Raw genomic sequence first — 22,925 nt, 5'->3', positions numbered from 1 at the left:
CCTGTCGCGGGCGGAGTCGTTTTAGAAGCTCGGCCGGGCCGCGGCCAGGGCCACCAGCAGCAGGCCGATGATCAGGTTGCTGCCCACCAGGCGACGAATCTTCCCCAGCACCGCGGCCCCCGCCGGCCAGTCTTCGGCCGCCACCGCCTTGTGCAGTTCCGGCAGTTGCAGGGCCTGGATGCGGATAAACAGCGCAGTCATCACCAGGTACAGGCCCATCATGGCCTGGACATAACGCGGCGCGGTTTCGAAACCGTTGAAGCGCATCTGTAACAGACCGATACCGCTGATCGGCAAAAGCACCACCGCGACCCACACCCAGACAAAGAATCGCGGAAACACCTGGGCCCACAACTTCAGCCGGGCCGGGCCTTCCAGGGCCGCCACCGCCGCCGGCCGCAGCACCATCCAGGCGAAGAACATGCCACCGACCCAGACCAGGGCGGCCAGGACATGCAGGCTATAGGCAAGGGCAAAGAGGGTCATTGGGGTACTCCGTTCGGCGCAGGATGAATTAGCGGGGTATGATAGCGGCCGATCCGAACCACTGAAAATTTATCCAGCGTTTGTGCGCCCGAAAAACCATGCTCAGCAACGAACTCAAAACCACGATCCAGGGCGCCTATTCGCGTTTTCTCGAAGCCAAGAGCCTCAAGCCACGTTATGGCCAGCGCCTGATGATCGCCGAAGTGGCCAAGGTCCTGGGTGATATCGACACCGACGACGAAGGCCGGCGCAGTGGCGAGCCGGCGGTGGTGGCGGTGGAAGCCGGCACCGGTACCGGCAAGACCGTGGCCTACAGCCTGGCGGCGATTCCCACGGCCAAGGCCGCCGGCAAGCGCCTGGTGATCGCCACCGCCACCGTCGCCCTGCAGGAACAGATCGTGCACAAGGATCTGCCCGACCTGATGCGCAATAGCGGGCTGAATTTCACCTTTGCCCTGGCCAAGGGCCGCGGTCGCTACCTGTGCCTGTCCAAGCTCGACCAACTGCTCCAGGAAGGCCATGCGCAGACCGCCACGGCCCAGTTGTTCGAGGAAGAAGGCTTCAAGATCGAAGTGGATGAAGCCAGCCAGAAACTGTTCACCAGCATGATCGAGAAGCTTGCCGGGAATAAGTGGGACGGCGACCGCGACAGCTGGCCCATGGCCCTGGAAGACGCCGACTGGGCTCGCCTGACCACCGATCACAGCCAGTGCACCAACCGCCATTGCCCGAACTTCGGCCAGTGCGCCTTCTACAAGGCCCGGGAAGGCATGGGCAAGGTGGACGTGATTGTCACCAACCACGACATGGTCCTGGCCGACCTGGCCCTGGGCGGCGGCGCCGTGCTGCCGGACCCGCGCGACACCCTCTACGTGTTCGACGAAGGCCACCACCTGCCGGACAAGGCCATCGGCCATTTCGCCCATTACACCCGCCTGCGCTCCACCGCCGACTGGCTCGAACAAACCGCCAAGAACCTGGCCAAGCTGCTGGCCCAGAACCCGCTGCCGGGTGACCTGGGGCGCTTGATCGAGCAGGTGCCGGAGCTGGCGCGGGAGATCAAGACCCAGCAGCAGTTCATGTTCACCGCCTGCGAGCAGATCGCCGACTTCCAGACCGGCGAAGACATGGAAGGCCGCGAGCGACCACGGCATCGTTTCGTTGGCGGGCTGATCCCCGAGCATATGCGCGAGATGGGCATCGAGCTGAAGAAGGGCTTTTCCCGACTGACCGACCTGTTCACCCGGCTGACCGACCTTCTCAAGGAAGGCATGGATGGCGAGGTCAATATCGGCATCGCCAGCAACCAGGCCGAAGAGTGGTATCCGCTGTTCGGCAGCCTGCTGGCCCGGGCTTCGGGCAACTGGGAATTGTGGACTGCGTTCACCGTCGAGGACCCGGAAGACAACCCGCCCATGGCCCGCTGGCTGACCCTGGCGGAAAGCGGCTCGCTGTTCGATATCGAGGTCAATGCCAGCCCGATCCTGGCGGCGGAAATGCTCCGGCGCAATCTGTGGAACGTGGCCTACGGCTCCCTGGTGACCTCGGCCACCCTGACTGCCCTGGGCACCTTCGATCGTTTTCGCATGCGCGCTGGCCTGCCGAAAAAGGCCGTGACCGCAGTGGTGCCCAGCCCCTTTCATCACGCCGATGCCGGGGTGCTGCGGGTGCCCGACCTGCGCGCCGACCCACGGGATGCGCCGGCGCACACGGCGGCGATCATTCGTGACCTGCCGGAACTGGTGCAAGGCTCCCGTGGTTCGCTGGTGCTGTTTTCCTCGCGCAAGCAGATGCAGGACGTGTTCGACGGCCTGGATCGCGACTGGCGCAAGCAGGTGTTCATCCAGGGCAACCTGTCCAAGCAGGAAACCCTCAACAAGCACAAGGCCCGGGTCGATGGCGGTGATTCCAGCGTGCTGTTCGGCCTGGCCAGTTTCGCCGAAGGGGTGGACTTGCCCGGTGCCTATTGCGAGCACGTGGTGATCGCCAAGATTCCCTTCTCGGTGCCGGACGACCCGGTGGAAGCGGCGCTGGCGGAATGGATCGAAGCCCGGGGGGGCAATCCGTTCATGGAAATCGCCGTGCCGGATGCCTCCCTCAAGCTGGTGCAGGCCTGTGGCCGTTTGCTGCGTACCGAGCAGGACCGCGGCACCATCACCCTGCTGGACCGGCGCCTGGTCACTCAGCGCTATGGCAAGGCTATTCTCAATGCCTTGCCGCCGTTCCGCCGGGAAATATCTTGAGCCGCGCCCGCCAATGGGCGTGGCCTGCTGTCTATCCCCCACCCATGCTTGAGCAGTGGCCGCGCAGCGGCCTTTCAAGGAGAGCCAGGTTCCTATGATTCGCCGTTCGTTGCCCGCCGTACTCGCCCTGTTGTTCACCACGCCGCTACTGGCGGCACCTGCCGGGCAGCAGACGCTGTTCAACTTTGTCCGGCCTGCCGCGGTGGTGCAGGTGGCGACACAGGATGCCGGGCTGCCGCAGTCCAACGCAGAGCAAACGGCGGAAGGCGAAGTGCTGCGGCGAATCAACTTCAACCCGGCGAGCCGCCCCAGCCTGACCCTCAGCCCGCAGAGCGGCGCCTGGGACTGGTCGCAGTCGGGGATGATGAGCCTGCGCATCCAGAGCGCGATGAACTGGGCCCTGACCCTCTACGTCAGCATCCAGAGCAACGACGGCAAGACCCTGGTCAGCCGCGTCGACCTGCCCCCCGGCCCGGCCCAGACCCTGCTGGTGCCATTGGTGGCCAGCGGGCCCTTGAGCCAGGGCATGAAAGCCGCGCCGCCGATGCCCATGACCCTGGATGGCCAGCGCATTCTGCTGGCCAGCAGCGCAGGCCAACTGGACCTGCGCCAGGTGGTGTCGGTGACCCTGTCCCTGGACAACCCCCAGGCGGCCCAGAGCATTCTGCTGGAGCGTTTTGGCGTGCAGGACGGCGAGGGCGTGGTCAAGGCGGCCTATGCTGCGCTGGTGGATGGCTACGGCCAGTCGACCCGCGCCCGCTGGCCGGAAAAGATCAGCAGCGACGAGCAGCTCAAGGCCGCCGACGCCAAGGAGCAGCAACAGCTCAAGGGCTGGCTGGGGGAGCGGGAAAAGGCCGGGCTGGACCCGTACGGCGGCTGGAGCCAGGGCCCGAGTTTCAAGGCCAGCGGTTTCTTTCGCACGGAAAAACGCGATGGCCGCTGGTTCCTGGTGACGCCGGAGGGGCATCCGTTCTACTCCCTGGGGGTCAATACCGTGGCGCCTGACAACAGCCAGACCTATGTCAGCGAGCGCGAGTGGATGTTCAGTGCCTTGCCCAATAGCAGCGAGCCCCAGGCGGCCTATTACGGCGAAGGCGACAACCGTGGCGGCAATGGCGCAGACCAGGGCCGCGGCTATAACGCCGGGCGCTGGTACGACTTCTATCAGGCCAACCTGCAACGCACCTATGGCCAGCCCTGTGTGACTGCCGGGCCAGCGCCGGCTGCGGCTGGCGAGCCAGCGTTGTCAGCCGAACCCGAGGCTGTGCCTTGCGCCAAGCCGGGGTTCGATCAACAACGCTGGGTGCATCACACCCTGGACCGCCTCCAGGCCTGGGGTTTCAACACCATCGGCAACTGGAGCGCGCAGGCCTTGGGCCAGGCCGATCGCGTGGCCTACACCTTGCCGCTGTCCATTGTTGGTGACTACGCCAGCATCAGCACCGGCAGCGATTGGTGGGGCGGCATGCCCGACCCTTTCGACCCGCGCTTTGCCATGGCCACCGAACGCGCGGTGGCCATCGCCGCCCGCGATCATCGGGACGATCCCTGGCTGATCGGCTATTTCGCCGACAACGAACTGGCCTGGGCCGGCCCGGCAGAGGATGCCAAATCCCGTTATGCCCTGGCCTACGGCACCCTGCGCCTGACCACCGACGTGCCGGCCAAGCGCGCCTTCCTCAAGCAACTGCGGGACAAGTACCGCAACCAGGAAGGCCTGTCGAAAGCCTGGGGCATCGAGCTGCCGGCCTGGGAACTGATGGAGGACCCGGGTTTCGAGCCGCCGCTGCCCAACCCCGAGCACCCGGAAATCGAGGCCGACTTCAAGTATTTCCAGAAGGTCTTTGCCGAAACCTACTTCAAGACCATTGCCGATTCCCTGAAGTGGCATGCGCCCAACCACCTGCTGCTGGGCGGTCGCTTTGCCGTCAGCAACCCCGAGGCGGTGGCCGCCTGCGCCCGCTATTGCGATGTGCTGAGCTTCAATATGTACAGCCTCAAGCCCCAGGACGGTTATGACTTCGCCTACCTGCACAGCCTCGACAAGCCGGTGCTGGTGAGCGAATTCAACTTCGGTTCCCGGGATCGCGGGCCGTTCTGGGGCGGGGTGACCGAGCTGGCCCGGGAAGAGGACCGTGGCCCGGCCTATGCCGATTTCCTCAAGCAGGCCTTGAGTGAACCGGCGATTGTCGGGGTGCACTGGTTCCAGTACCTCGATCAACCGGTGACCGGTCGCTTGCTGGACGGTGAGAACGGTCATTTCGGCCTGGTGGGCATCACCGACATTCCTTTCCAGGGTTTTGTCGACACGGTGCGCAAGAGCAACCTGCTGGCCCTGGAGCAGCTCGACCAGGCCGCGGCCAAGGCTCGGAGCCAGGCACAGCAGGCGGCCGCCACTGATCGCGGTGCCGGGGAGGGTGGCAAGGCGCATGCGGCCAAGGGGCCGGGTGGCCATTCCGCCAAGGGCCATTAATCGGCGCAGGGCTCTGTGGCGCTGAACTGAGGCCTGTCGGCTGTATCCAAATCCGTTGCGTGCTGGAACAATGCGCGCCACGTTGTCGAGCATTGTCGCGGGGGAGTCAGGGGTGCAGATTCAAGGTCATTACGAACTCAAGTTCGAAGCGGTACGCGAGGCTTTCGCGGCGCTGTTCGACGATCCTCAGGAGCGCGGAGCGGCGCTGTGCATCCAGGTCGGCGGGGAAACCGTGATCGATCTCTGGGCCGGCACCGCCGACAAGGACGGCGCCGAGGCCTGGTACAGCGATACCATCGCCAACCTGTTCTCCTGCACCAAGGCCTTTACCGCGGTGGCCGCGCTGCAGCTGGTGGCCGAGGGCAAGCTCAAGCTCGATGCCCCGGTGGCCGACTACTGGCCGGAATTCGCCGCGGCGGGCAAGGGCGCCATTACCCTGCGCCAACTGCTTTGCCACCAGGCCGGCCTACCGGCGCTGCGCGAGCTGCTGCCGGCCGAGGCGCTCTATGACTGGCAGACCATGGTCGATGCCCTGGCCGCCGAGCAGCCCTGGTGGACGCCCGGTGATGGCCATGGTTACGCCGCCATCACCTATGGCTGGTTGGTGGGGGAGTTGATCCGTCGTGCCGATGGCCGAGGCCCGGGTGAATCCATAGTGGCGCGGGTGGCCCGGCCCCTGGGGCTGGACTTCCATATCGGCCTGGCCGACACAGAGTTCCACCGGGTGGCGCATATCGCCCGGGGCAAGGGCAATTTCGGTGATGCCGCGGCCCAGCGCCTGCTGCAAGTGACCATGCGTGAGCCAACGGCCATGACCACCCGGGCTTTTACCAATCCACCGTCTATCCTCACCAGCACCAATAAACCCGAGTGGCGGCGCATGCAGCAGCCGGCGGCCAACGGCCATGGCAACGCTCGCAGCCTGGCCGGGTTCTACAGTGGCTTGCTCGATGGCAGTCTGCTGGAGGCCGATATGCTCGAAGAGCTGACCCGTGAGCACAGCCTGGGCATGGACAAGACCCTGCTGACCCAGACCCGTTTCGGCCTCGGCTGCATGCTCGACCAGCCCGAAGTGGCCAATGCCACCTACGGCCTGGGCGCGCGGGCATTTGGCCATCCGGGAGCCGGGGGCTCCATAGGTTTTGCTGATCCGCAACATGATGTGGCGTTCGGCTTTGTGACCAATACCCTGGGGCCCTATGTATTGATGGACCCAAGGGCACAGAAGCTGGTGCGGGTTTTGTCGGATTGTCTGTAAAAAAGTTGCTGTTAAGAACTTTTTTTGCTTAAACATGCTTGGAAAGCTGCTGGGTTGAACCCTGTGGCTTTTATAATTTCCAAGCGTCTATTTGCCGCGGTTATTTAGACCGATTTTTTTATCTCATTTTGTGGATATCCCATGTCGTCGAACAAGTCTCTAGCCTTGGCCATCTGCCTGACCGTTACCGGTTGTGCACAAACCCCACAAAATGAAGCGGATGGCGGCCACTGGTGGTCGTTCGGGTCCGATAAGGCCAGCAGCAAGGAAGCGCCGCAAGCCGCGGACAAGCCCGTTGCCGCCGAAGCTGCACCGGCAGCACCTGCCGCCACCAAGCCGACCGTAGCAGCCAAGCCAGCTGCACCGGCTGCTGCCGCCAAGAACACCGCCGCCGCCAAGCCGGCTGCTCCTGCTGGCAAGGCACCCGTGGCGGCCAAACCAACCGTTGCCGCAGCGGAGCCGGCTCCAGTCGCCGCTCCAGCCCCTGTCGCCGCAGCCCCAGCCGCTGCCAAGGCCGAAAGCGGCAGTTGGTGGTGGCCGTTCTCCTCCAAGGACTCCGCCGACAAGCCCGTGGCCGAAGCCAAGAAGGCCGAGCCAACTCCTGCGCCAGCGCCAGTCGTGGCCAAGGCCGCCGATTCCGAGACGCACTGGTGGTGGCCGTTCGCCAAGAGCGAGCCCAAGTCCCTGAGCAAGGCCGCCGCCGTGGCGGACGTGCCGATGCCCGACCCGAAAATCACCCAGGCCTGGCTGGACGACTACGAGCCACGCCTGCGTGAAGCGGTGAAGGACAGCAAGTTGCAAGTGGAACGTCGGGAAAACGTGCTGGTGGTCACCGCCCTGGTAGATGCCTCGTTCAACCCGGATCGCCCGGCCATGCTGCTGCCGGTAACCCTGGGCCCGTTCACCCGCGTTGCCAAGGCGGTTGAAGGCGACTCCAAGACTGCCGTGCTGATTCTCGGCCACGCCGATGCCACCGGCCCGAGCCTGGCCAACCAGAAACTGAGCCGCGACCGTGCCCAGTCCGTTGCGGCAATTTTCAGCCTCAGCGGCCTGAAGCAGGATCGCCTGATGCTGCGTGGCATGGGTGGCGTGATGCCGCGTGCGGCCAACGACAGCCCCCAGGGCCGTTCGCTGAACCGTCGGGTGGAAATCATGCTGACCCAGCGCAGCACCCTGCTTGGCCTGCTGAGCAAGTACAACCAGCCAACCCCGCCCGAGGGCGAAATGGTTGCCGTGCAGGACGCCAAGCCGCCAGTGGCCGCCGCAGCTAGCAAGAAGGCCGCGGCACCCGCGAAGAAATCCACCGTGGCGAAGAAACCTGCGGCCAAGAAGGCTCCGGCGAAAAAGGCCGCTGCTCCAGCGAAGAAAGTAGCGGCTGCCAACACTGCTCAGGCCAAGAACTGATTTTTCCAGGAAAAGGAAGCAGGCATGACTCAGTCTCTGGCTGATATGCGCCGCGATTACACCCGCGATGGTTTGTCCGAGGCCCAGGCCCCGGCCGAACCCTTTGCGCTGTTCCACCAGTGGTTTGCCGATGCGGTACAGACCGAGCAGCCGCCGGTGGAAGCCAATGCCATGACCCTGGCGACCGTCGATAGCGACGGCCGCCCGCACTGCCGCATCCTCTTGCTCAAGGGGTTGGATGAACAGGGGTTCACCTTCTTCACCAACTACGAGAGTGCCAAGGGCCAGCAACTGGCGGCGCGGCCCTTTGCCGCCATGACCTTCTTCTGGCCAACCCTGGAGCGCCAGGTGCGGATCGAGGGGCAGGTGGTCAAGGTCAGCCCCGAGGAGTCCGATGCCTACTATCAGGTACGGCCCTTGGGCAGCCGGCTGGGAGCCTGGGCTTCACCACAGAGCCGGGTGATCGCTGATCGTGACGAGTTGCAGGAATTGCTCAAGGCCACGCAAGCGCGTTTCAGCGACAGCCAGCCCGATTGCCCGGAGCACTGGGGCGGTTATCGCCTGTTGCCCGAGCGCATCGAGTTCTGGCAGGGCCGTGCCAGCCGCTTGCATGACCGTTTGAACTACCGCCTGCAGGCGGGGCAGTGGCTTCGCGAACGCCTGGCGCCCTGAACCGCGCGGGTCACTCGCCGGGGTAACCGGCCGCAGCGGCTTCCAGCCATTGCGGCAGGTCCCGGCGTTTTACTTTCTGGCGCTGGGCTTCGGCCAGTTGTTGCAACATGAATTGCTTCTTCTGCGCATCGCTTCCGGCGAGCGACAGGGCCAGGTCGCGGTCGGTCCAGCGCTTGATGCGTACATACAGCCACCAGTGGAAATACAGGCCGGCGACCGTGACCACGAAGATGATGAAGTAATCCATGGAAAATCCTTTATTCGGTGGCGCTACGCTGGAAATCGGCGTTACCGTATTGAGAAGGCTTAGCGTTTGTACAGTCTGTACTCAGGCTGAATGAAAGCAATTTTATCCGCGCTGCGCCGTGACAGGCGTCAAGCTGCGGAGTCTAATGATTTTCTGTCCTTTGGAGTTGATCCTATGCGTAAGTCTGTTTTGCTGGTTGCATCCTTCACCACGATGGCAATGTTGCTCGGCGGCTGTGCCTCCAACCTGACCGGTGACTCCTATTCCCGTGATGAAGCGCGTCGTGTGCAATCGGTACGCATGGGCACCATCGAGTCCCTGCGCCCGGTGAAAATCGAAGGCACCAAGACCCCAATCGGCGGTGCTGCCGGTGCGGTGATCGGTGGTGTGGGCGGCAGCGCCATCGGCGGTGGCCGTGGCAGCATCGTGACCGCAGTGATCGGCGCAGTCGCCGGCGGCCTGCTGGGTTCGGCCACCGAAGAAGGCCTGACCCGTACCCAGGGCGTGGAAATCACCGTACGTGAAGACGACGGCGGCATGCGTGCCTATGTGCAGCAGGTGCAAGAGAACGAAGTGTTCCGTGTTGGCGACCGCGTGCGCATCATGACGGTCAACGGCACCAGCCGCGTTACCCGCTGATTGTTCGGCGATAAAACAAAACCCCGGCCAGGCAACTGGTCGGGGTTTTGTGTTTTCAGGCCGGCAGGTTTGCAGCTCAGGTGCCGGGGGCGCTGTTCTTGCGGCTGGCCGCGGCGGTCACGGCGTAGCCGATCAGGGCGGCGAACAGCGAGCCGGTAAGAATCCCCATGCGGTCCATGCCGGCGTATTCGCTGCTGCCGGGCACGAAGGCCAGGGAGCCGACGAACAGGCTCATGGTGAAGCCGATCCCGCAGAGAATCGCCACGCCGAACACCTGGCCCCAGTTGGCCCCGCTCGGCAAGGCCGCCAGGCCACTCTTGACCGCCATCCAGGTCAGGCCGAACACGCCGAGGGTCTTGCCCAGCAGCAGGCCGATGGCGATGCCCAGGGGCACGTGGTGGGTGAAGCTTTCCAGGGTCACGCCGCTCAGGGACAAGCCGGCGTTGGCGAAGGCGAACAGCGGCAGGATGCCGAACGATACCCAGGGGTGCAGCGCATGCTCCAGCGTCTGCACTGGCGAAGGCTCGGCATTGCGGGTGCGCAGGGGAATGCAGAAGGCCAGGGTCACGCCGGCCAGGGTGGCATGCACCCCGCTCTTGAGCACGCAGACCCAGAGAATCAGGCCAATGATCAAGTAGGGCCCGAGCTTCACCACCCCCATGCGGTTCATCGCCACCAGGGCGGCGATGCAGGCCGCGGCCAGCATCAGCGACAGGGTCGACAGGGTGCCGGAATAGAAGATCGCGATGATCACGATCGCCCCCAGGTCATCAATGATCGCCAGGGTCATCAGGAACAGCTTCAGCGAGGTGGGCACCCGCTTGCCCAGCAGCGCCAGCACGCCGAGGGCGAAGGCGATGTCGGTGGCGGTGGGAATCGCCCAGCCACTGAGGGCCGCCGGGTTGTCGCGGTTGATGAACCAGTAGATCAGCGCCGGTACCAGCATGCCGCCAATCGCCGCGGCGCCGGGCAGGACGATCTGCGACGGCTTGGACAGCTGCCCCTCGAGGACTTCGCGCTTGACCTCCAGGCCTATCAGCAGGAAGAACAGCGCCATCAGGCCGTCGTTGATCCATAGCAGCAGGGGCTTGGCGATCTTCAGCGCGCCCACCTGGACCACCACTGGGGTTTCCAGCAGGCCGTTGTACAGCCACGACAGGGACGAGTTGTTGATGATCAAGGCGAGGATGGCAGCAGCAATCAATAACAGACCGCTGGCAGCTTCCATGGCAAAGAAACGAGTGAAAGTGCTACGCAGAGGCAAGGTCGCTCTCCATTCAAAACGGTAAAAAGGTGGCACACCCTAACCCGTACAGTTAGTTGTTAAAACAAAAGTTATATTCTTTTTTGTTATAAGTAGCGCACAAGCGGCCTGCTGAAAAAACCTTTCAGCCGTTGTGTTTCCAATTGCTTCCCAGCTGTACCTGTCAGGGGGCCAGGATATTTCCTAACATGTCTGTCCCCTGGGGCCCGCAATGGCGTTTGCCTGCGAAAAGTACCCCGGGTGCATTTCATTTTCTTGCGCCGGTATGGCGTTCGATCCGACGAGAACAGAACATGAGCGACAATCGCCAGTGGGCCCGCGAGGCCATCCGTATCATCGAAGCCGACTTCCAGCGCAGCGCCGACACCCACCTGATCCCCTTGGCGCTTCCCGGGCTGCCAGGCATCGAGCTGTATTTCAAGGATGAGTCCAGCCATCCCACCGGCAGCCTCAAGCACCGCCTGGCTCGCTCGCTGTTTCTCTATGCCCTGTGCAACGGCTGGCTCAAGCCCGGCGCGCCGGTGATCGAGGCCTCCAGTGGCTCCACGGCGATTTCCGAGGCCTATTTCGCCCGCTTGCTGGGGCTGCCGTTTATTGCCGTGATGCCCGCCAGCACCTCCCAGGAAAAGATTGCCCAGATCGCCTTCTACGGCGGCAAGAGCCACCTGGTGCAGGACCCGACGCAGATCTACGCCGAATCCGAGCGCCTGGCACGGGAAAGCGGCGGGCACTTCATGGATCAGTTCACCTACGCCGAGCGCGCCACCGACTGGCGGGCCAACAACAACATCGCCGAATCGATCTTCCAGCAACTGCGCTTCGAGCGTTATCCGGAGCCCAGCTGGCTGATTTCCAGCCCCGGCACTGGCGGTACCACCGCGACCCTGGGGCGCTATGTGCGCTATCGCCAGCACTGCACCAAGGTGCTGTGCGCCGATGCCGAGCGCTCGGTGTTCTTCGACTACTACCAGAGTGGCGATGCCAGCCTGCGCCTGGACTGCGGTTCACGCATCGAGGGTATCGGCCGGCCGCGGGTAGAAGCTTCGTTCCTGCCCAAGGTGATCGACGCCATGGTCAAGGTGCCGGATGTCCTGTCCCTGGCGGCCATGCACTACCTGGCCGGGCGCCTGGGGCGGCGGGTGGGCGGTTCCAGTGGCACCAACCTGATCGGCGCGCTGATGGCCGCACAGCAGATGGCCGCGGCAGGCGAGACCGGCTCGATCGTGGCGATTCTCTGTGATGGCGGCGAGCGCTATGCCACCACTTACTACGATGAGCAGTGGCTGGCAGAGCAGGGGTACGCATTGAGCGGCTTGATCGACGCAGTAGCGGCCAGTGTCGAGCGTGGTGAGGCGCTGCCCGCCAGCGTATTGCGCGCCGGCATCTGACCTGATGCAGGAGCCGGCTTGCCGGCGAAGAGGCCCTTGAGCCCTGAGTCGTTCTGGAAATCGCTTTCGCTGGCAAGCCAGCTCCTACGCGAGTGGTAGGGGCCGGCTGCCTGCGAAACTCAGGCCTGGATGCCGAGAATGTCCCGGGCCACGGCTTCGGCAATGCGAATGCCGTCGACCCCGGCGGAAAGAATCCCCCCGGCGTAACCCGCGCCTTCACCGGCCGGGAACAGCCCCTTGAGGTTCAGGCTCTGCAGCGAGGCGTCGCGGGTGATGCGCAGCGGCGAAGAGGTGCGGGTCTCGATGCCGGTCAGCACCGCATCGTGCAGCGAATAGCCCTTGATCTGGCGGTCGAAGGCCGGCAGGGCTTCACGAATGGCCTCGATGGCAAACTCCGGCAGCGCCAGCGCCAGATCACCCAGGCTAACCCCCGGTTTATAGGACGGCTCGACACTGCCCAGGGCCGTGGTGGGCTTGCCGGCGATAAAGTCGCCCACCAGCTGCGCCGGGGCCTGGTAGTTGCTGCCACCCAGGACAAAGGCATGGGACTCCAGGCGCTCCTGCAGCTCGATACCGGCCAGCGGGCCGCCCGGGTAATCCACTTCCGGGGTGATGCCCACCACTATTCCGGAGTTGGCATTGCGCTCGTTGCGCGAGTACTGGCTCATGCCGTTGGTCACCACCCGGTTCGGCTCGGAGGTGGCGGCTACCACGGTGCCGCCCGGGCACATGCAGAAGCTGTAGACCGAACGGCCATTCTTGGCGTGGTGCACCAGCTTGTAGTCGGCGGCGCCGAGTTTCGGGTGGCCGGCGTACTTGCCCAGGCGCGCGGCGTCGATCAGCGATTGCGGGTGCTCGATGCGGAAACCCACCGAGAACGGCTTGGCCTCCATGTACACGCCACGGCTGTGAAGCATGCGGAAGGTGTCGCGGGCGCTGTGGCCCAGGGCCAGGATCACGTGCCGGGAGAACAGCTGTTCGCCGCTGGCCAGTTCCACGCCCTGCAACTGGCCGTCCTCGATCAGCAGGTCGCTGACCCGCTGCTCGAAGCGCACCTCACCGCCCAGGGCGATGATTTCCTGGCGCATGTTCTCCACCATCCCGGTCAGGCGGAAGGTGCCGATATGCGGTTTGTTGACATACAGGATCTCTTCCGGCGCGCCGGCCTTGACGAACTCGTGGAGCACCTTGCGGCCGTGGTGCTGCGGGTCCTTGATCTGGCTGTAGAGCTTGCCGTCGGAGAAGGTCCCGGCACCGCCCTCGCCGAACTGCACGTTGGACTCAGGGTTGAGCACACTCTTGCGCCACAGGCCCCAGGTGTCCTTGGTGCGCTGGCGCACTTCCTTGCCGCGCTCGAGGATGATCGGCTTGAAGCCCATCTGCGCCAGCAGCAGGCCGGCGAAGATCCCGCAAGGGCCGAAACCCACCACGATGGGCCGTTGGCTGAGGTCGGCCGGAGCCTGGCCCACCACCTTGTAGCTGACATCCGGGGCCGGGCCGACATTACGGTCATCGGCGAACTTGCGCAGCACCGCCGCTTCGTCGCGCACGCTGAGGTCGATGGTGTAGATGAACAGCAGCTCGGAAGACTTCTTGCGCGCATCGTAGCTGCGTTTGAACAGGGTGAAGTCGAGCAGGTCCTCGTTGGCGATGCCCAGGCGCTGCACGATGGCGGTGCGCAGGTCTTCATCGGGATGGTCGAGGGGCAACTTGAGTTCGGTGATTCGTAACATGACTGGGTCCGGGTAGGCGGTGCGCGACAGTGCGCCGGCTGGTTCTGCACAAACCGGCGATTATAAGCCGCAATCCCGCCTAGCCGTGAGGTTAAAACCGCTGCTGGTCGGCTCAGTCGTTGCGCGAAGCGCCGAAATAGCCGCAGCCACGCTGCACCTGGCCATCGATGCGCAGCTCGGCGGTCAGGTGCTGGACGCTGCCGGTGGCGCCATCGACGCAACGCTGCGGCGCCACCCAGAGCTCCACACGTTGGTGGTTGGCTTCGCTGCTGAGGTTGAAGCGTCCGTCCCCCAGCTGTTCTTCCAGATAGGGCAGGGCCAGGGTCGGCTGCCCGGCGCGCTCGATCTTCATGCCCTTGGCGCTGACATCCACGCTCCATGCCGGGTTCTGGCTGCCGGCCCGGAGGATCAGGCGCTGGAAATTCGGATCATTGCAGGCGCTGGCGGAACGCTCGATGCGATACAGCTGGCGCATGTCGAGCTGGCCGTCGGCGGCGGAGAGCTTGCCCCGCAGGTCGGCGAACAGCGTGCCTTTCTTCTCCGCCAGGCTGGCCGCCTGCTGCAGCACGCTGGTGCCGCCGTTGTCGTTGACCACGTAGCGCCGGTCCTCGGTGCAGGGCTTGAACAGCAGCTTGCCGTCCGCCGCGCTCAGTTCACCCTGCATCCGGGTCAGCCCGGCCATGGACGGGGCCTGGGGCTGTGGGTTGAACAGCGGCAGCATCTGGCAGCCGGCGAACAGTGGCAGCAGGGCGAAGCAGAGCAGGGAACGGGCGGTGCGCATTAGGGGGCCTCCAGGCGGAAGCCGACACGTTACGCAGCCGGCCCGATCACCACAACCCCGGATTGAAGGGATGGGCCACTACTGGCGCCATCAACCGTAGGAACCGGCTTGCCGGCGAATGGGCTCGCAAGCCAGCCCCTGCACTTGCGATTTACAGCACATGAAAGGTCTGGCCGGTCTGCAGGCCTTCCACGCTCTTGGCGTAGGCCAGGGCCACATCGGCCCCGGGCACGGGCTTGTAGCCGCGGAAGTAGGGGCCGTAGGCGTCCATGGCTTCCACCAGCACGGTGGGGCTTACGGAGTTGATCCGCAGGCCGCGGGGCAGTTCGATGGCGGCGGCCCGCACAAAGCTGTCGATGGCGCCGTTGACCAGGGCCGCCGAAGCGCCGCTGCGGATCGGGTCGTGGCTGAGCACGCCGCTGGTGAAGGTGAAGGAGGCGCCGTCATTGGCGTACTCGCGGCCGATCAGCAGCAGGTTGACCTGGCCCATCAGCTTGTCCGCCAGGCCCAGGCTGAAGTGCACGGCGCTCATCTCTGCCAGCGGGGCGAAGGTCACATTGCCGGCGGCGCAGATCAGCGCATCGAAACGCCCGGTCTTTTCGAACAGGGCGCGGATCGACTGGATATCGCTGATATCCACCTGCAAATCGCCGCTGTTGCGACCGATACGCACGATCTCGTGACGCTGCGCCAGTTCCCGGTCTACCGCCGAACCAATGGTGCCGCTGGCGCCGATCAACAGAATCTTCATGGGCTGTTCCTCGAATGAATGAGCAAGAGGTGTTCAGTCTAGAGTGGTTTTTTCCATGGATTAACGCGCTAATAGGCAACCTTTGGTTTTCAAATGGAAACAATCCATGAGTGAAATGGACGATCTGGCGGCCTTTGCGGTGTTGGTGGAGGCGGGCAGCTTCACCCTGGCGGCCCAGCAACTGGGCTGCAGCAAGGGTCAGTTGTCCAAGCGCATCAGCGCCCTGGAGGAACGCTTTGCCGTGGTGCTTTTGCAACGCACCACCCGGCGCCTGGACCTGACCGCCGCCGGTGCCGCGCTGCTGCCCCAGGCCCAGGCCCTGCTGGTGCAGGTGGAGCGGGCGCGCCAGGCCCTGGCCCGGCTCAAGGACGACATGGTCGGGCCGGTGCGGCTGACAGTGCCGGTGTCCTTGGGCGAGACCTTCTTCGATGGCCTGTTGCTGGAGTTTGCCCGGCACTACCCCAAGGTGCAGATCGAACTGGACCTGAGCAACAGCTACCGCGACCTGGCCCGGGAGGGCTTCGACCTGGCCGTACGCTCCCAGGTGGCCGATGATCAGCGCCTAGTGGCCCGGCCGCTGCTGGCCTGGCATGAAATGACCTGTGCCAGCCCGGCCTATCTGGAGCAGTACGGTGAACCGCAAACCCCCGGGGAGCTGGCCGAGCACCGTTGCCTGCTCAACAGCCACTACAGCGGGCGCGAGGAATGGCTTTATCACCAGCGCCACGAACTGCTTCGGGTGCGGGTTTCCGGGCCCTTCGCCAGCAATCACTACAACCTGCTGAAAAAGGCCGCCCTGGCGGGCGCCGGGATTGCCCGGCTGCCGTCCTACGTGCTGCCGGCGGAACTGGCGGACGGTCGCCTGCGCTGGCTGCTGCGGGACTACCAGACCCGCAGCATGCCGATGTACCTGGTCCACCCCTACCAGGGCGGCCTGCCACGGCGTACCCAGGTGCTGGCCGACTACCTGATGGACTGGTTTCGCCGCAGCGGCGAAGTCCTCGATCGCCTGTAGCGCTTCAGTGGCGAAAGCGCCGGGCCAGCAAGTGATCGAGGGACAACACGCCCGGACCACGGGCCATCAGCAGCAGGAAGATCGCCAGCCAGGTGCCATGGGTCGGGTAGGCGTCCGGGTAGACGAACAGCTGGATGGTCAGGGTCATGCCCAGCAGCGCCAGGGCGGAAAAGCGCGTGGCCAGGCCCAGCAGAATCAATACCGGGAAAAAGTGCTCGGCAAAGGCCGCCAGGTGCGCCGCCACTTCCGGTGCCAGCAGGGGCACGTGGTATTCGCTCTGGAACAGGGGAATGGTCGAATCCGCCAGGCGCGGCCAGCCCAGCTCGAAGGTGCCGGAGACCAGGTCGATGGCCAGCCCCTCGACCTTGGTCTGGCCGGATTTCCAGAACACCGCGGCAATGGAAAAGCGCGCGACAAAGGCGATCAGGCTGTAGGGAATGCGCTCAAACCCTTGAATGATCCGATTCACCAGTCCGGCAATGGGCGTTTGTGTCTGGGTGTTCATGGTCAGGCCTTCTTCTGGGGTTGCAGGTCGATAAGGGCGCCGTGGCCGAGCAGCAGGCCCAGGCACTGGCCCAGGTCGAAGTCGGCCTGGGCATCCAGGGCATAGGCCGCGGCGATTTCCAGCGGCCAGTGATTGCGCAGGGCGTCAATGAAGCTGATGGCTGCAGCGTCCAGGGCGATCACCTCGACCTCCAGGGCGTTGCGCAGCACCAGGGCGTTCTGCCCCTGGTGCAGGTCGAAGGCCGGCCATGGCTGCTCGCTCTGGTGCGCGGCCCACAGGCTCACCACCGCGTAGCTGGAGCGCAGGGTGCGCAGGGACGGATGCAACAGCAGTTGCGACTGGCCGAGGCTGTCTGGCCGGTTCATGGCCGCCAGCAGCCGCGCCGGTTCGATGGGGCGGGCATCGGCGGCGTGGTAGGCCTCCACTCGCAGGCGTTCCAGGCGCGCCATATCGGCCAGGTAGGGCAGGCCGCCGGCGGGGCCGAAGCCCTGGATAAAGTCCCCCAGGTCCTGGCCGTAGTCGTTGAGCAGGGGGCTGCGGGGGGCAAAGTCCTGCACATACAGCGCGGCCATGGCGCTGAAGAACTCCTCGCCCACCAGTTGCGCCACCACCGGGTAGGCATCCCTCAGGGCATTGATCAGCGAGCCCTGCACATTATTGCGATAGACCGCGAAGCGGCTGGCCGGAGCGGCGCCATTGCGGCTGAACAGCCCCGTTGGGCAGCGCCAGTCAGCGCTTAGCAGCGCCTTGGCGAATTCGCCCTGGCCACTCATGGCTGCACCCGAGCCGCGCGCAAGAGTGCCTCAGCCTGGGCGGCTTCGGCCTGGAGCACGGCGAAGGCCGGCACCTGGTTGTCCCGTTCGATCAGGGTGGGCATCGGGCCGATGCGTTGCAGTACCTGCCGGTACAGGGCCCACACGGCAGCGTCCACCGCCGCGCCATGATCGTCGATCAGCAGCCGGTCACCGAGGCTGTCGCGGTCTTCGGCAAAGCCCGCCAGGTGGATTTCCCCCACCGCCTGCAACGGCAATGCCTGCAGATAGGCCAGGGGATCGCGCTGGTGGTTGATGCAGGACAGGTACAGGTTGCTGACATCCAGCAGCAGGCCGCAGCCGCTGCGCTGCACCACCTCGGCGATAAACTCGGCCTCGTCCAGGGTCGAGCGCTGGAACTGCAGGTAGGTGGCGGGGTTCTCCAGCAACATGCTGCGTCCCAGGCGGTTCTGCACCTGGTCGATATGCTCGCAGACCCGCTGCAGGGTCGGCTTATCGTAGGCCAGGGGCAGCAGGTCGTTGAGGAACACCGGGCCATGGCTGGACCAGGCCAGGTGTTCGGAAAAGGCCTGGGGTTGATAGCGTTCGTTCAGCGCCGCCAGGCGCTCCAGGTGGGCGCTGTCCAGGGGGCCTTCGCCGCCGATGGACAGGCCCACGCCGTGCAGCGACAGCGGGTAGCGTTCGCGGATCAACCCCAGGTAATGATGAAAGGGCCCGCCCGCCACCATGTAGTTCTCGGCATGGACCTCGAAGAAGCCCAGGTCGGGAGCCTGTTCGAGCACTTGCTTGAAGTGCTCGCTCTTGAGCCCCAGCCCGGCGCGGGGCGGCAGGCTGCTGGCTGGCGCCTGATAGCCGGCGCGGGTGGGGAGCGGTGCGCTGTTCATCATCGATACTCAGGCGGGCAGGGGATCAGGACTTGGCCTTGAAGGCCGCCAGTTGGCCGAAGCCGGTGGGCGAGGTGCTGCTGGCGGTTTTCTCGCAAGTGCCCTTGGGCACCAGCTTCCAGGCGTTGGCCTGGTCGTTGACCTTGGAGGTCCCGGCACAGGTGGTGCCGGCGCCGGCGGCGCAATCGTTCTTGCCCTTCATGGCCACGCCGAAGCATTTCTCCATGTCGTCGGCGGCATGGGCGGTGGTGGGCAGGGCGGCGACGCTCAGGGCCGAGCCCAGGGCCAGGACCAGGGCGGTAGCGGACAGGGTGCGAGTGGTGCTCATGGTGTTTCTCCAGATGGGTGGTCAAGGAAGCAATGCTGCTTGCTTACCCCTCTAGAGAAGGCACAGGGCGATGCGTTACAGCGCCCCGGGGATTTTTTTGCCGGCATAAAAAAACGGCCCCGCAGGGTAATGCCGATCAGTTAAGGGCTAGAGCGAGCAAAAATGACCTGTGGCGAGGGAGCTTGCTCCCGCTGGGGCGCGAAGCACCCCAAAAAATGGGACTGCTACGCACCGGAGCGCCGGCCGATCCCACGGGAGCAAGCTCCCTCGCCACAAGTACAGTGCTTGCCCTTAACTGACTGGCATTAGCCCCGCAGGGCCGTTTTCGGTACAGCAGGCGCTTAGCCGCCCAGGTAGGCGTCGCGCACCTTGGGGTCGGTCAGCAGGGCTTCGCCGGTGCCCTGCATCACCACCCGGCCGTTTTCCAGCACATAGGCGCGGTCGGCGATCTTCAGCGCCTGGTTGGCGTTCTGCTCCACCAGGAACACGGTCACGCCGTCGCGGCGCAACTGCTCGATGATGTCGAAGATCTGCTGGATGATGATCGGCGCCAGGCCCAGGGACGGTTCGTCGAGCAGCAGCAGCTTGGGCTTGCTCATCAGCGCACGGCCGATGGCGAGCATCTGCTGCTCACCGCCGGACATGGTGCCGCCACGCTGAGTGAAGCGCTCCTTGAGCCGCGGGAACAGCTCCAGCACCTTGTCCATCTGCTCCTGGTAGTCGCCCTTGTCGGTGAAGAACCCGCCCATGGCCAGGTTCTCTTCCACGGTCAGGCGGGCGAACACCCGGCGGCCTTCCGGCACCACGGCAATGCTCTTGCGCATGATCTGCGACGAGCTTTGCCCCACCAGTTCCTCGCCCAGGTAGCGGATGCTGCCGCTGTGGGCCTGGGGCGAGCCGCAGAGGGTCATCAGCAGGGTGGATTTGCCGGCACCGTTGGCGCCGATCAGGGTGACGATCTCGCCCTGGCGGATCTCGACGTTGACGCTGTGCAGCGCCTGGATCTTGCCGTAGAAGGTCGAAACGTTGTCGAACTGCAGCATTTACGCTTCCCCCAGGTAGGCTTTGATCACTTCGGGATTGTCGCGGATCTGTTCCGGCGTGCCGTCGGCCAGGGGCGTGCCCTGGTTGATCACCACGATATGGTCGGAAATGCTCATGACCAGTTTCATGTCGTGTTCGATCAGCAGCACGGTGACGTTGTGCTCTTCACGTAGCACGCTGATCAGCGCCTTGAGATCCTCGGTTTCCTTGGGGTTGAGGCCGGCGGCCGGCTCGTCGAGCATGAGGATCCGCGGACGGGTCATCATGCAGCGGGCGATTTCCAGGCGTCGTTGCTGACCATAGGCCAGGGTGCCGGCGGGACGGTTGGCGAATTCCCGCAGGTTGACCTTGTCCAGCCAGTAGCCGGCATATTCCATGGCCTCGCGCTCGCTCTTGCGGAACGCTGGCGTCTTGAACAGCCCGGAAAGGAAGTTGGTGTTCAGGTGACGATGCTGGGCGATCAACAGGTTCTCGACCGCGGTCATGTCCTTGAACAGCCGCACGTTCTGGAAGGTGCGCACCACGCCCTTGTGGGCGATCTTGTGGCCTGGCAGGCCCTGGATCGGCTCGCCGTCCAGGAGGATGGTGCCGGCGCTGGGCTGGTAGAAACCGGTCAGGCAGTTGAACACCGTGGTCTTGCCGGCGCCGTTCGGGCCGATCAGCGCCACCACTTGTTTTTCCTTGACGGTCAGGGCCACGCCGTTGACCGCCAGCAGGCCGCCGAAACGCATGGACAGGTCGGTTACTTTAAGGATCTCGCGGCTCATTTGCGCAGCTCCATGTGAGGACGTTGCATGGGCAGCAGACCTTGAGGACGCCAGATCATCATCAGCACCATCATGGCGCCGAACATCAACATCCGGTATTCGCTGAATTCACGCATCAGTTCAGGCAGAAGGATCATCACGATGGCGGCCAGGATCACCCCCAACTGCGAGCCCATGCCACCCAGCACGACGATGGCGAGAATGATCGCCGACTCGATGAAGGTGAAGGACTCCGGGGTCACCAGGCCTTGGCGCGCGGCGAAGAAGCTGCCGGCGAAACCGGCGAACGCGGCGCCCAGGGTGAAGGCCGAGAGCTTGATCACGGTGGGGTTCAGGCCCAGGGCGCGACAGGCGATCTCGTCCTCGCGCAAGGCTTCCCAGGCGCGGCCGATCGGCATACGCAGCAGGCGGTTGATGACGAACAGCGCTCCCAGCGCCAGCAGCAGGGCCACCAGGTAGAGGAAGATCACCTTGTTGATCGAGTTGTATTCCAGGCCGAAGAACTCGTGGAAGGTCTGCATGCCTTCCGCGGCCTTGCGCTCGAACGTCAGGCCGAAGAAGGTCGGCTTCTCGATATTGCTGATGCCGTTCGGGCCGCCGGTGAGGTCGGTCATGTTGCGTAGCAGCAGGCGGATGATTTCACCGAAGCCCAGGGTCACGATCGCCAGGTAGTCACCGCGCAGGCGCAGTACCGGGAAGCCCAGCAGGAAACCGAAGGTGGCGGACATCATCCCGGCGATCGGCAGGCAGATCCAGAAGCTCAGGCCGAAGTAGTGCGACAGCAGCGCGTAGCTGTAGGCGCCAACGGCGTAGAAGCCCACGTAGCCCAGGTCCAGCAGGCCGGCCAGACCCACCACGATGTTCAGGCCCAGGCCCAGCATCACGTAGATCAGGATCAGCGTGGCGATGTCCACCGCGCCGCGAGAGCCGAAGAACGGCCAGACCAGGGCACCGAGGATCAGTGCCAGGATGATCCAGCGCTGAGTGCCCGGCAGGGTCAGGAAGTTGCTGGCCTTGGCCGGGATCAGCGGCATGCTGGGCGAGGACTTCCACAAGGCACTGATCTGTCGATGGAACAGCACCCGCAGGAACATCAGGACCGAACACACGGCGATGGTGGCGAGGATCGCCGGGCTGGTGTTGTGAACTTCCAGGTTGATGCCGACGATGGTCAGCTTCAGGCCCAGTACCGGGTACGCCACGGCCCAGACCAACAGGGCGCTGAACAGCGCCGATTTAAGATTCCTAGTCATACTTTCTCAACCTCCGGACGGCCCAGAATGCCGGTCGGACGGAACAACAGCACCAGAACCAACAGGCCGAACGCCACAACGTCCTTGTACTGGTCGCCGAACACGTCGGCACCAAAGGCTTCGGCCACCCCCAGCACCAGCCCGCCGAGCATCGCGCCCGGGATACTGCCGATGCCGCCCAGAACCGCCGCGGTGAAGGCCTTGAGGCCCACCAGGAAGCCGGCGTTGGGGTTGATCACCCCGTATTGCATGCTCAGCAGCACGGCCGCGATGGCCGCCAGTGCAGCGCCGATCACGAAGGTCAGGGCGATGATGTTGTTGGTATTGATGCCCAGCAGGTTGGCCATCTTGATGTCTTCGGCACAGGCGCGGCAGGCGCGGCCCAGGCGAGAACGGGAGATGAACAGTGTCAGGCCGAGCATGGCGATGAGGGTCACCACGAATACCACGATCTGCATATAGGAAATCAGCACTTCATGTGCGCCACCTGGCCCGATGGAGATGCTGCCCGGGATCAGGTTGGGGATGGACTTGTCCTTGGAGTCTTGCGCCAGCAGCACGGTGTTCTGCAGGAAGATCGACATGCCGATGGCGGAGATCAGCGGGATCAGGCGGTTACTGCCACGCAAGGGGCGGTAGGCGATCCGTTCGATGCTGTAGCCGTAGGCACTGGTGACGACGATGCTCGCGATAAAGGCTGCGGTCATCAGTAGCGGGACGCTGTCGAGTCCCATCATGGCCAGCCCGGCGATGGCGATGAACGCCACGTAGGAACCGATCATGTAGACCTCGCCGTGGGCGAAGTTGATCATTCCAATGATGCCGTAAACCATCGTATAGCCGATGGCGATCAAGGCATACGTGCTGCCAACGGTGAGACCGTTAACCAGCTGTTGGAAAAAGTGATAGAGGTCAGGCATTACAACGCTCCTAAAAACCTGATACGCATTTCACTGGTGGAGTCATTTTCCCACCCACACCCCGTGGATCTGCACCCACTTCGGGCTGGGCTTTGCC

General features: G+C 64.3%; 22 protein-coding genes. 8 read left to right on the top strand and 14 right to left on the bottom strand.

Going from position 1 to position 22,925, the window contains the following annotated elements:
• Nucleotides 1-21: 21 nt before the first annotated feature.
• Entirely contained in the window at nt 22-486 is a 465-nt protein-coding gene (locus tag J4P02_RS22245) for a CopD family protein (protein ID WP_426194280.1), read from the bottom strand.
• 98 nt (nt 487-584) lie between these two features.
• Here J4P02_RS22245 and dinG point away from each other — a divergent pair, with 98 nt between their 5' ends.
• From dinG to pdxH, 5 genes are all read left to right on the top strand, one after another.
• Entirely contained in the window at nt 585-2,729 is a 2,145-nt protein-coding gene (dinG, locus tag J4P02_RS22240; protein ID WP_426194278.1) for an ATP-dependent DNA helicase DinG, read from the top strand.
• Between the two features lie 94 nt (nt 2,730-2,823).
• Nucleotides 2,824-5,202 carry a beta-galactosidase gene (locus J4P02_RS22235; RefSeq protein WP_426194276.1) on the top strand — a complete coding sequence of 793 codons (2,379 nt, stop codon included), beginning with the start codon at nt 2,824-2,826 and terminating at the stop codon, nt 5,200-5,202.
• A 112-nt stretch (nt 5,203-5,314) separates the two neighbouring features.
• Complete coding sequence (locus tag J4P02_RS22230) at nt 5,315-6,460, top strand: serine hydrolase domain-containing protein (RefSeq protein ID WP_426194274.1); 1,146 nt, start codon at nt 5,315-5,317, stop codon at nt 6,458-6,460.
• A gap of 141 nt (nt 6,461-6,601) precedes the next feature.
• Entirely contained in the window at nt 6,602-7,864 is a 1,263-nt protein-coding gene (locus J4P02_RS22225; RefSeq protein WP_426194272.1) for an OmpA family protein, read from the top strand.
• Nucleotides 7,865-7,888: 24 nt separating this feature from the next.
• Nucleotides 7,889-8,536: a pyridoxamine 5'-phosphate oxidase gene (gene pdxH / locus J4P02_RS22220; protein ID WP_426194270.1), complete on the top strand. Its 648-nt coding sequence runs from the start codon at nt 7,889-7,891 to the stop codon at nt 8,534-8,536.
• 10 nt (nt 8,537-8,546) lie between these two features.
• On the opposite strand, the gene J4P02_RS22215 is transcribed toward pdxH, so the two are convergent.
• Nucleotides 8,547-8,783: a hypothetical protein gene (locus J4P02_RS22215; protein ID WP_426194268.1), complete on the bottom strand. Its 237-nt coding sequence runs from the start codon at nt 8,781-8,783 to the stop codon at nt 8,547-8,549.
• A gap of 174 nt (nt 8,784-8,957) precedes the next feature.
• Between J4P02_RS22215 and J4P02_RS22210 the strand changes: the two genes are divergently transcribed.
• The gene (locus J4P02_RS22210; protein ID WP_426194266.1) at nt 8,958-9,422 is read left to right on the top strand and encodes a glycine zipper 2TM domain-containing protein; all 465 of its coding nucleotides are present in this window, start codon (nt 8,958-8,960) and stop codon (nt 9,420-9,422) included.
• Nucleotides 9,423-9,498: 76 nt separating this feature from the next.
• Here J4P02_RS22210 and nhaA read toward each other — a convergent pair whose 3' ends face one another.
• Nucleotides 9,499-10,686 carry a Na+/H+ antiporter NhaA gene (gene nhaA / locus J4P02_RS22205; RefSeq protein ID WP_426194264.1) on the bottom strand — a complete coding sequence of 396 codons (1,188 nt, stop codon included), beginning with the start codon at nt 10,684-10,686 and terminating at the stop codon, nt 9,499-9,501.
• A 293-nt stretch (nt 10,687-10,979) separates the two neighbouring features.
• On the opposite strand from nhaA, the gene J4P02_RS22200 reads away from it, so the two are divergent.
• Nucleotides 10,980-12,074: a PLP-dependent cysteine synthase family protein gene (locus J4P02_RS22200; protein ID WP_426194262.1), complete on the top strand. Its 1,095-nt coding sequence runs from the start codon at nt 10,980-10,982 to the stop codon at nt 12,072-12,074.
• 119 nt (nt 12,075-12,193) lie between these two features.
• Here J4P02_RS22200 and J4P02_RS22195 read toward each other — a convergent pair whose 3' ends face one another.
• The 3 genes from J4P02_RS22195 to J4P02_RS22185 all read right to left on the bottom strand — a co-directional run bounded on the left by J4P02_RS22195 (nt 12,194) and on the right by J4P02_RS22185 (nt 15,339).
• Entirely contained in the window at nt 12,194-13,807 is a 1,614-nt protein-coding gene (locus J4P02_RS22195; RefSeq protein ID WP_426194259.1) for an NAD(P)/FAD-dependent oxidoreductase, read from the bottom strand.
• Nucleotides 13,808-13,919: 112 nt separating this feature from the next.
• Entirely contained in the window at nt 13,920-14,588 is a 669-nt protein-coding gene (locus J4P02_RS22190) for a COG3650 family protein (RefSeq protein WP_426194257.1), read from the bottom strand.
• A 151-nt stretch (nt 14,589-14,739) separates the two neighbouring features.
• On the bottom strand, nt 14,740-15,339 hold the full coding sequence (locus J4P02_RS22185) for a short chain dehydrogenase (RefSeq protein ID WP_426194256.1): 600 nt from the start codon (nt 15,337-15,339) through the stop codon (nt 14,740-14,742).
• Between the two features lie 106 nt (nt 15,340-15,445).
• Here J4P02_RS22185 and J4P02_RS22180 point away from each other — a divergent pair, with 106 nt between their 5' ends.
• Nucleotides 15,446-16,354: a LysR family transcriptional regulator gene (locus J4P02_RS22180; protein ID WP_426194253.1), complete on the top strand. Its 909-nt coding sequence runs from the start codon at nt 15,446-15,448 to the stop codon at nt 16,352-16,354.
• Between the two features lie 4 nt (nt 16,355-16,358).
• Here the strand turns inward: J4P02_RS22180 and J4P02_RS22175 are convergent, their stop codons facing one another.
• From J4P02_RS22175 to livH, 8 genes are all read right to left on the bottom strand, one after another.
• Nucleotides 16,359-16,859, bottom strand: coding sequence for a DoxX family protein (locus J4P02_RS22175; RefSeq protein WP_426194251.1), 501 nt, complete (start codon nt 16,857-16,859; stop codon nt 16,359-16,361).
• A gap of 2 nt (nt 16,860-16,861) precedes the next feature.
• Nucleotides 16,862-17,632: a putative DNA-binding domain-containing protein gene (locus J4P02_RS22170; protein ID WP_426194249.1), complete on the bottom strand. Its 771-nt coding sequence runs from the start codon at nt 17,630-17,632 to the stop codon at nt 16,862-16,864.
• Nucleotides 17,629-18,516: a DUF692 domain-containing protein gene (locus J4P02_RS22165; RefSeq protein WP_426194247.1), complete on the bottom strand. Its 888-nt coding sequence runs from the start codon at nt 18,514-18,516 to the stop codon at nt 17,629-17,631. The genes J4P02_RS22170 and J4P02_RS22165 overlap by 4 nt, the downstream gene beginning before the upstream one ends.
• A 25-nt stretch (nt 18,517-18,541) precedes the next feature.
• Nucleotides 18,542-18,844, bottom strand: a complete 303-nt coding sequence (locus J4P02_RS22160) for a DUF2282 domain-containing protein (RefSeq protein WP_426194245.1) — start codon at nt 18,842-18,844, stop codon at nt 18,542-18,544.
• Nucleotides 18,845-19,185: 341 nt separating this feature from the next.
• Nucleotides 19,186-19,887, bottom strand: a complete 702-nt coding sequence (locus J4P02_RS22155; RefSeq protein ID WP_426194243.1) for an ABC transporter ATP-binding protein — start codon at nt 19,885-19,887, stop codon at nt 19,186-19,188.
• On the bottom strand, nt 19,888-20,655 hold the full coding sequence (gene livG, locus J4P02_RS22150; RefSeq protein ID WP_426194241.1) for a high-affinity branched-chain amino acid ABC transporter ATP-binding protein LivG: 768 nt from the start codon (nt 20,653-20,655) through the stop codon (nt 19,888-19,890).
• A complete protein-coding gene (locus J4P02_RS22145) occupies nt 20,652-21,908 on the bottom strand; it encodes a high-affinity branched-chain amino acid ABC transporter permease LivM (RefSeq protein ID WP_426194239.1) in 1,257 nt (418 codons plus the stop codon). The genes livG and J4P02_RS22145 overlap by 4 nt, the downstream gene beginning before the upstream one ends.
• Entirely contained in the window at nt 21,905-22,828 is a 924-nt protein-coding gene (livH, locus tag J4P02_RS22140; RefSeq protein WP_426194237.1) for a high-affinity branched-chain amino acid ABC transporter permease LivH, read from the bottom strand. The genes J4P02_RS22145 and livH overlap by 4 nt, the downstream gene beginning before the upstream one ends.
• Nucleotides 22,829-22,925: the final 97 nt, after the last annotated feature.

Origin of the sequence: Pseudomonas sp. NFXW11 (assembly GCF_049887815.1) — a bacterium.
GTDB lineage: Bacteria > Pseudomonadota > Gammaproteobacteria > Pseudomonadales > Pseudomonadaceae > Aquipseudomonas.
The sequence above is the reverse complement of the archived record's forward strand: the minus strand, read 5'-3'. Positions and strand labels throughout refer to the sequence as shown.

Excerpts from the sequence above, each read along its gene's own strand:
- J4P02_RS22245 (WP_426194280.1), bottom strand. The coding sequence starts at position 486 with ATGACCCTCTTTGCCCTTGCCTATAGCCTGCATGTCCTGGCCGCCCTG.
- dinG (WP_426194278.1), top strand. The coding sequence starts at position 585 with ATGCTCAGCAACGAACTCAAAACCACGATCCAGGGCGCCTATTCGCGT.
- J4P02_RS22235 (WP_426194276.1), top strand. The coding sequence starts at position 2,824 with ATGATTCGCCGTTCGTTGCCCGCCGTACTCGCCCTGTTGTTCACCACG.
- J4P02_RS22225 (WP_426194272.1), top strand. The coding sequence starts at position 6,602 with ATGTCGTCGAACAAGTCTCTAGCCTTGGCCATCTGCCTGACCGTTACC.
- pdxH (WP_426194270.1), top strand. The coding sequence starts at position 7,889 with ATGACTCAGTCTCTGGCTGATATGCGCCGCGATTACACCCGCGATGGT.
- J4P02_RS22215 (WP_426194268.1), bottom strand. The coding sequence starts at position 8,783 with ATGGATTACTTCATCATCTTCGTGGTCACGGTCGCCGGCCTGTATTTC.
- J4P02_RS22210 (WP_426194266.1), top strand. The coding sequence starts at position 8,958 with ATGCGTAAGTCTGTTTTGCTGGTTGCATCCTTCACCACGATGGCAATG.
- J4P02_RS22200 (WP_426194262.1), top strand. The coding sequence starts at position 10,980 with ATGAGCGACAATCGCCAGTGGGCCCGCGAGGCCATCCGTATCATCGAA.
- J4P02_RS22195 (WP_426194259.1), bottom strand. The coding sequence starts at position 13,807 with ATGTTACGAATCACCGAACTCAAGTTGCCCCTCGACCATCCCGATGAA.
- J4P02_RS22190 (WP_426194257.1), bottom strand. The coding sequence starts at position 14,588 with ATGCGCACCGCCCGTTCCCTGCTCTGCTTCGCCCTGCTGCCACTGTTC.
- J4P02_RS22185 (WP_426194256.1), bottom strand. The coding sequence starts at position 15,339 with ATGAAGATTCTGTTGATCGGCGCCAGCGGCACCATTGGTTCGGCGGTA.
- J4P02_RS22180 (WP_426194253.1), top strand. The coding sequence starts at position 15,446 with ATGAGTGAAATGGACGATCTGGCGGCCTTTGCGGTGTTGGTGGAGGCG.
- J4P02_RS22175 (WP_426194251.1), bottom strand. The coding sequence starts at position 16,859 with ATGAACACCCAGACACAAACGCCCATTGCCGGACTGGTGAATCGGATC.
- J4P02_RS22170 (WP_426194249.1), bottom strand. The coding sequence starts at position 17,632 with ATGAGTGGCCAGGGCGAATTCGCCAAGGCGCTGCTAAGCGCTGACTGG.
- J4P02_RS22165 (WP_426194247.1), bottom strand. The coding sequence starts at position 18,516 with ATGAACAGCGCACCGCTCCCCACCCGCGCCGGCTATCAGGCGCCAGCC.
- J4P02_RS22160 (WP_426194245.1), bottom strand. The coding sequence starts at position 18,844 with ATGAGCACCACTCGCACCCTGTCCGCTACCGCCCTGGTCCTGGCCCTG.
- J4P02_RS22155 (WP_426194243.1), bottom strand. The coding sequence starts at position 19,887 with ATGCTGCAGTTCGACAACGTTTCGACCTTCTACGGCAAGATCCAGGCG.
- livG (WP_426194241.1), bottom strand. The coding sequence starts at position 20,655 with ATGAGCCGCGAGATCCTTAAAGTAACCGACCTGTCCATGCGTTTCGGC.
- J4P02_RS22145 (WP_426194239.1), bottom strand. The coding sequence starts at position 21,908 with ATGACTAGGAATCTTAAATCGGCGCTGTTCAGCGCCCTGTTGGTCTGG.
- livH (WP_426194237.1), bottom strand. The coding sequence starts at position 22,828 with ATGCCTGACCTCTATCACTTTTTCCAACAGCTGGTTAACGGTCTCACC.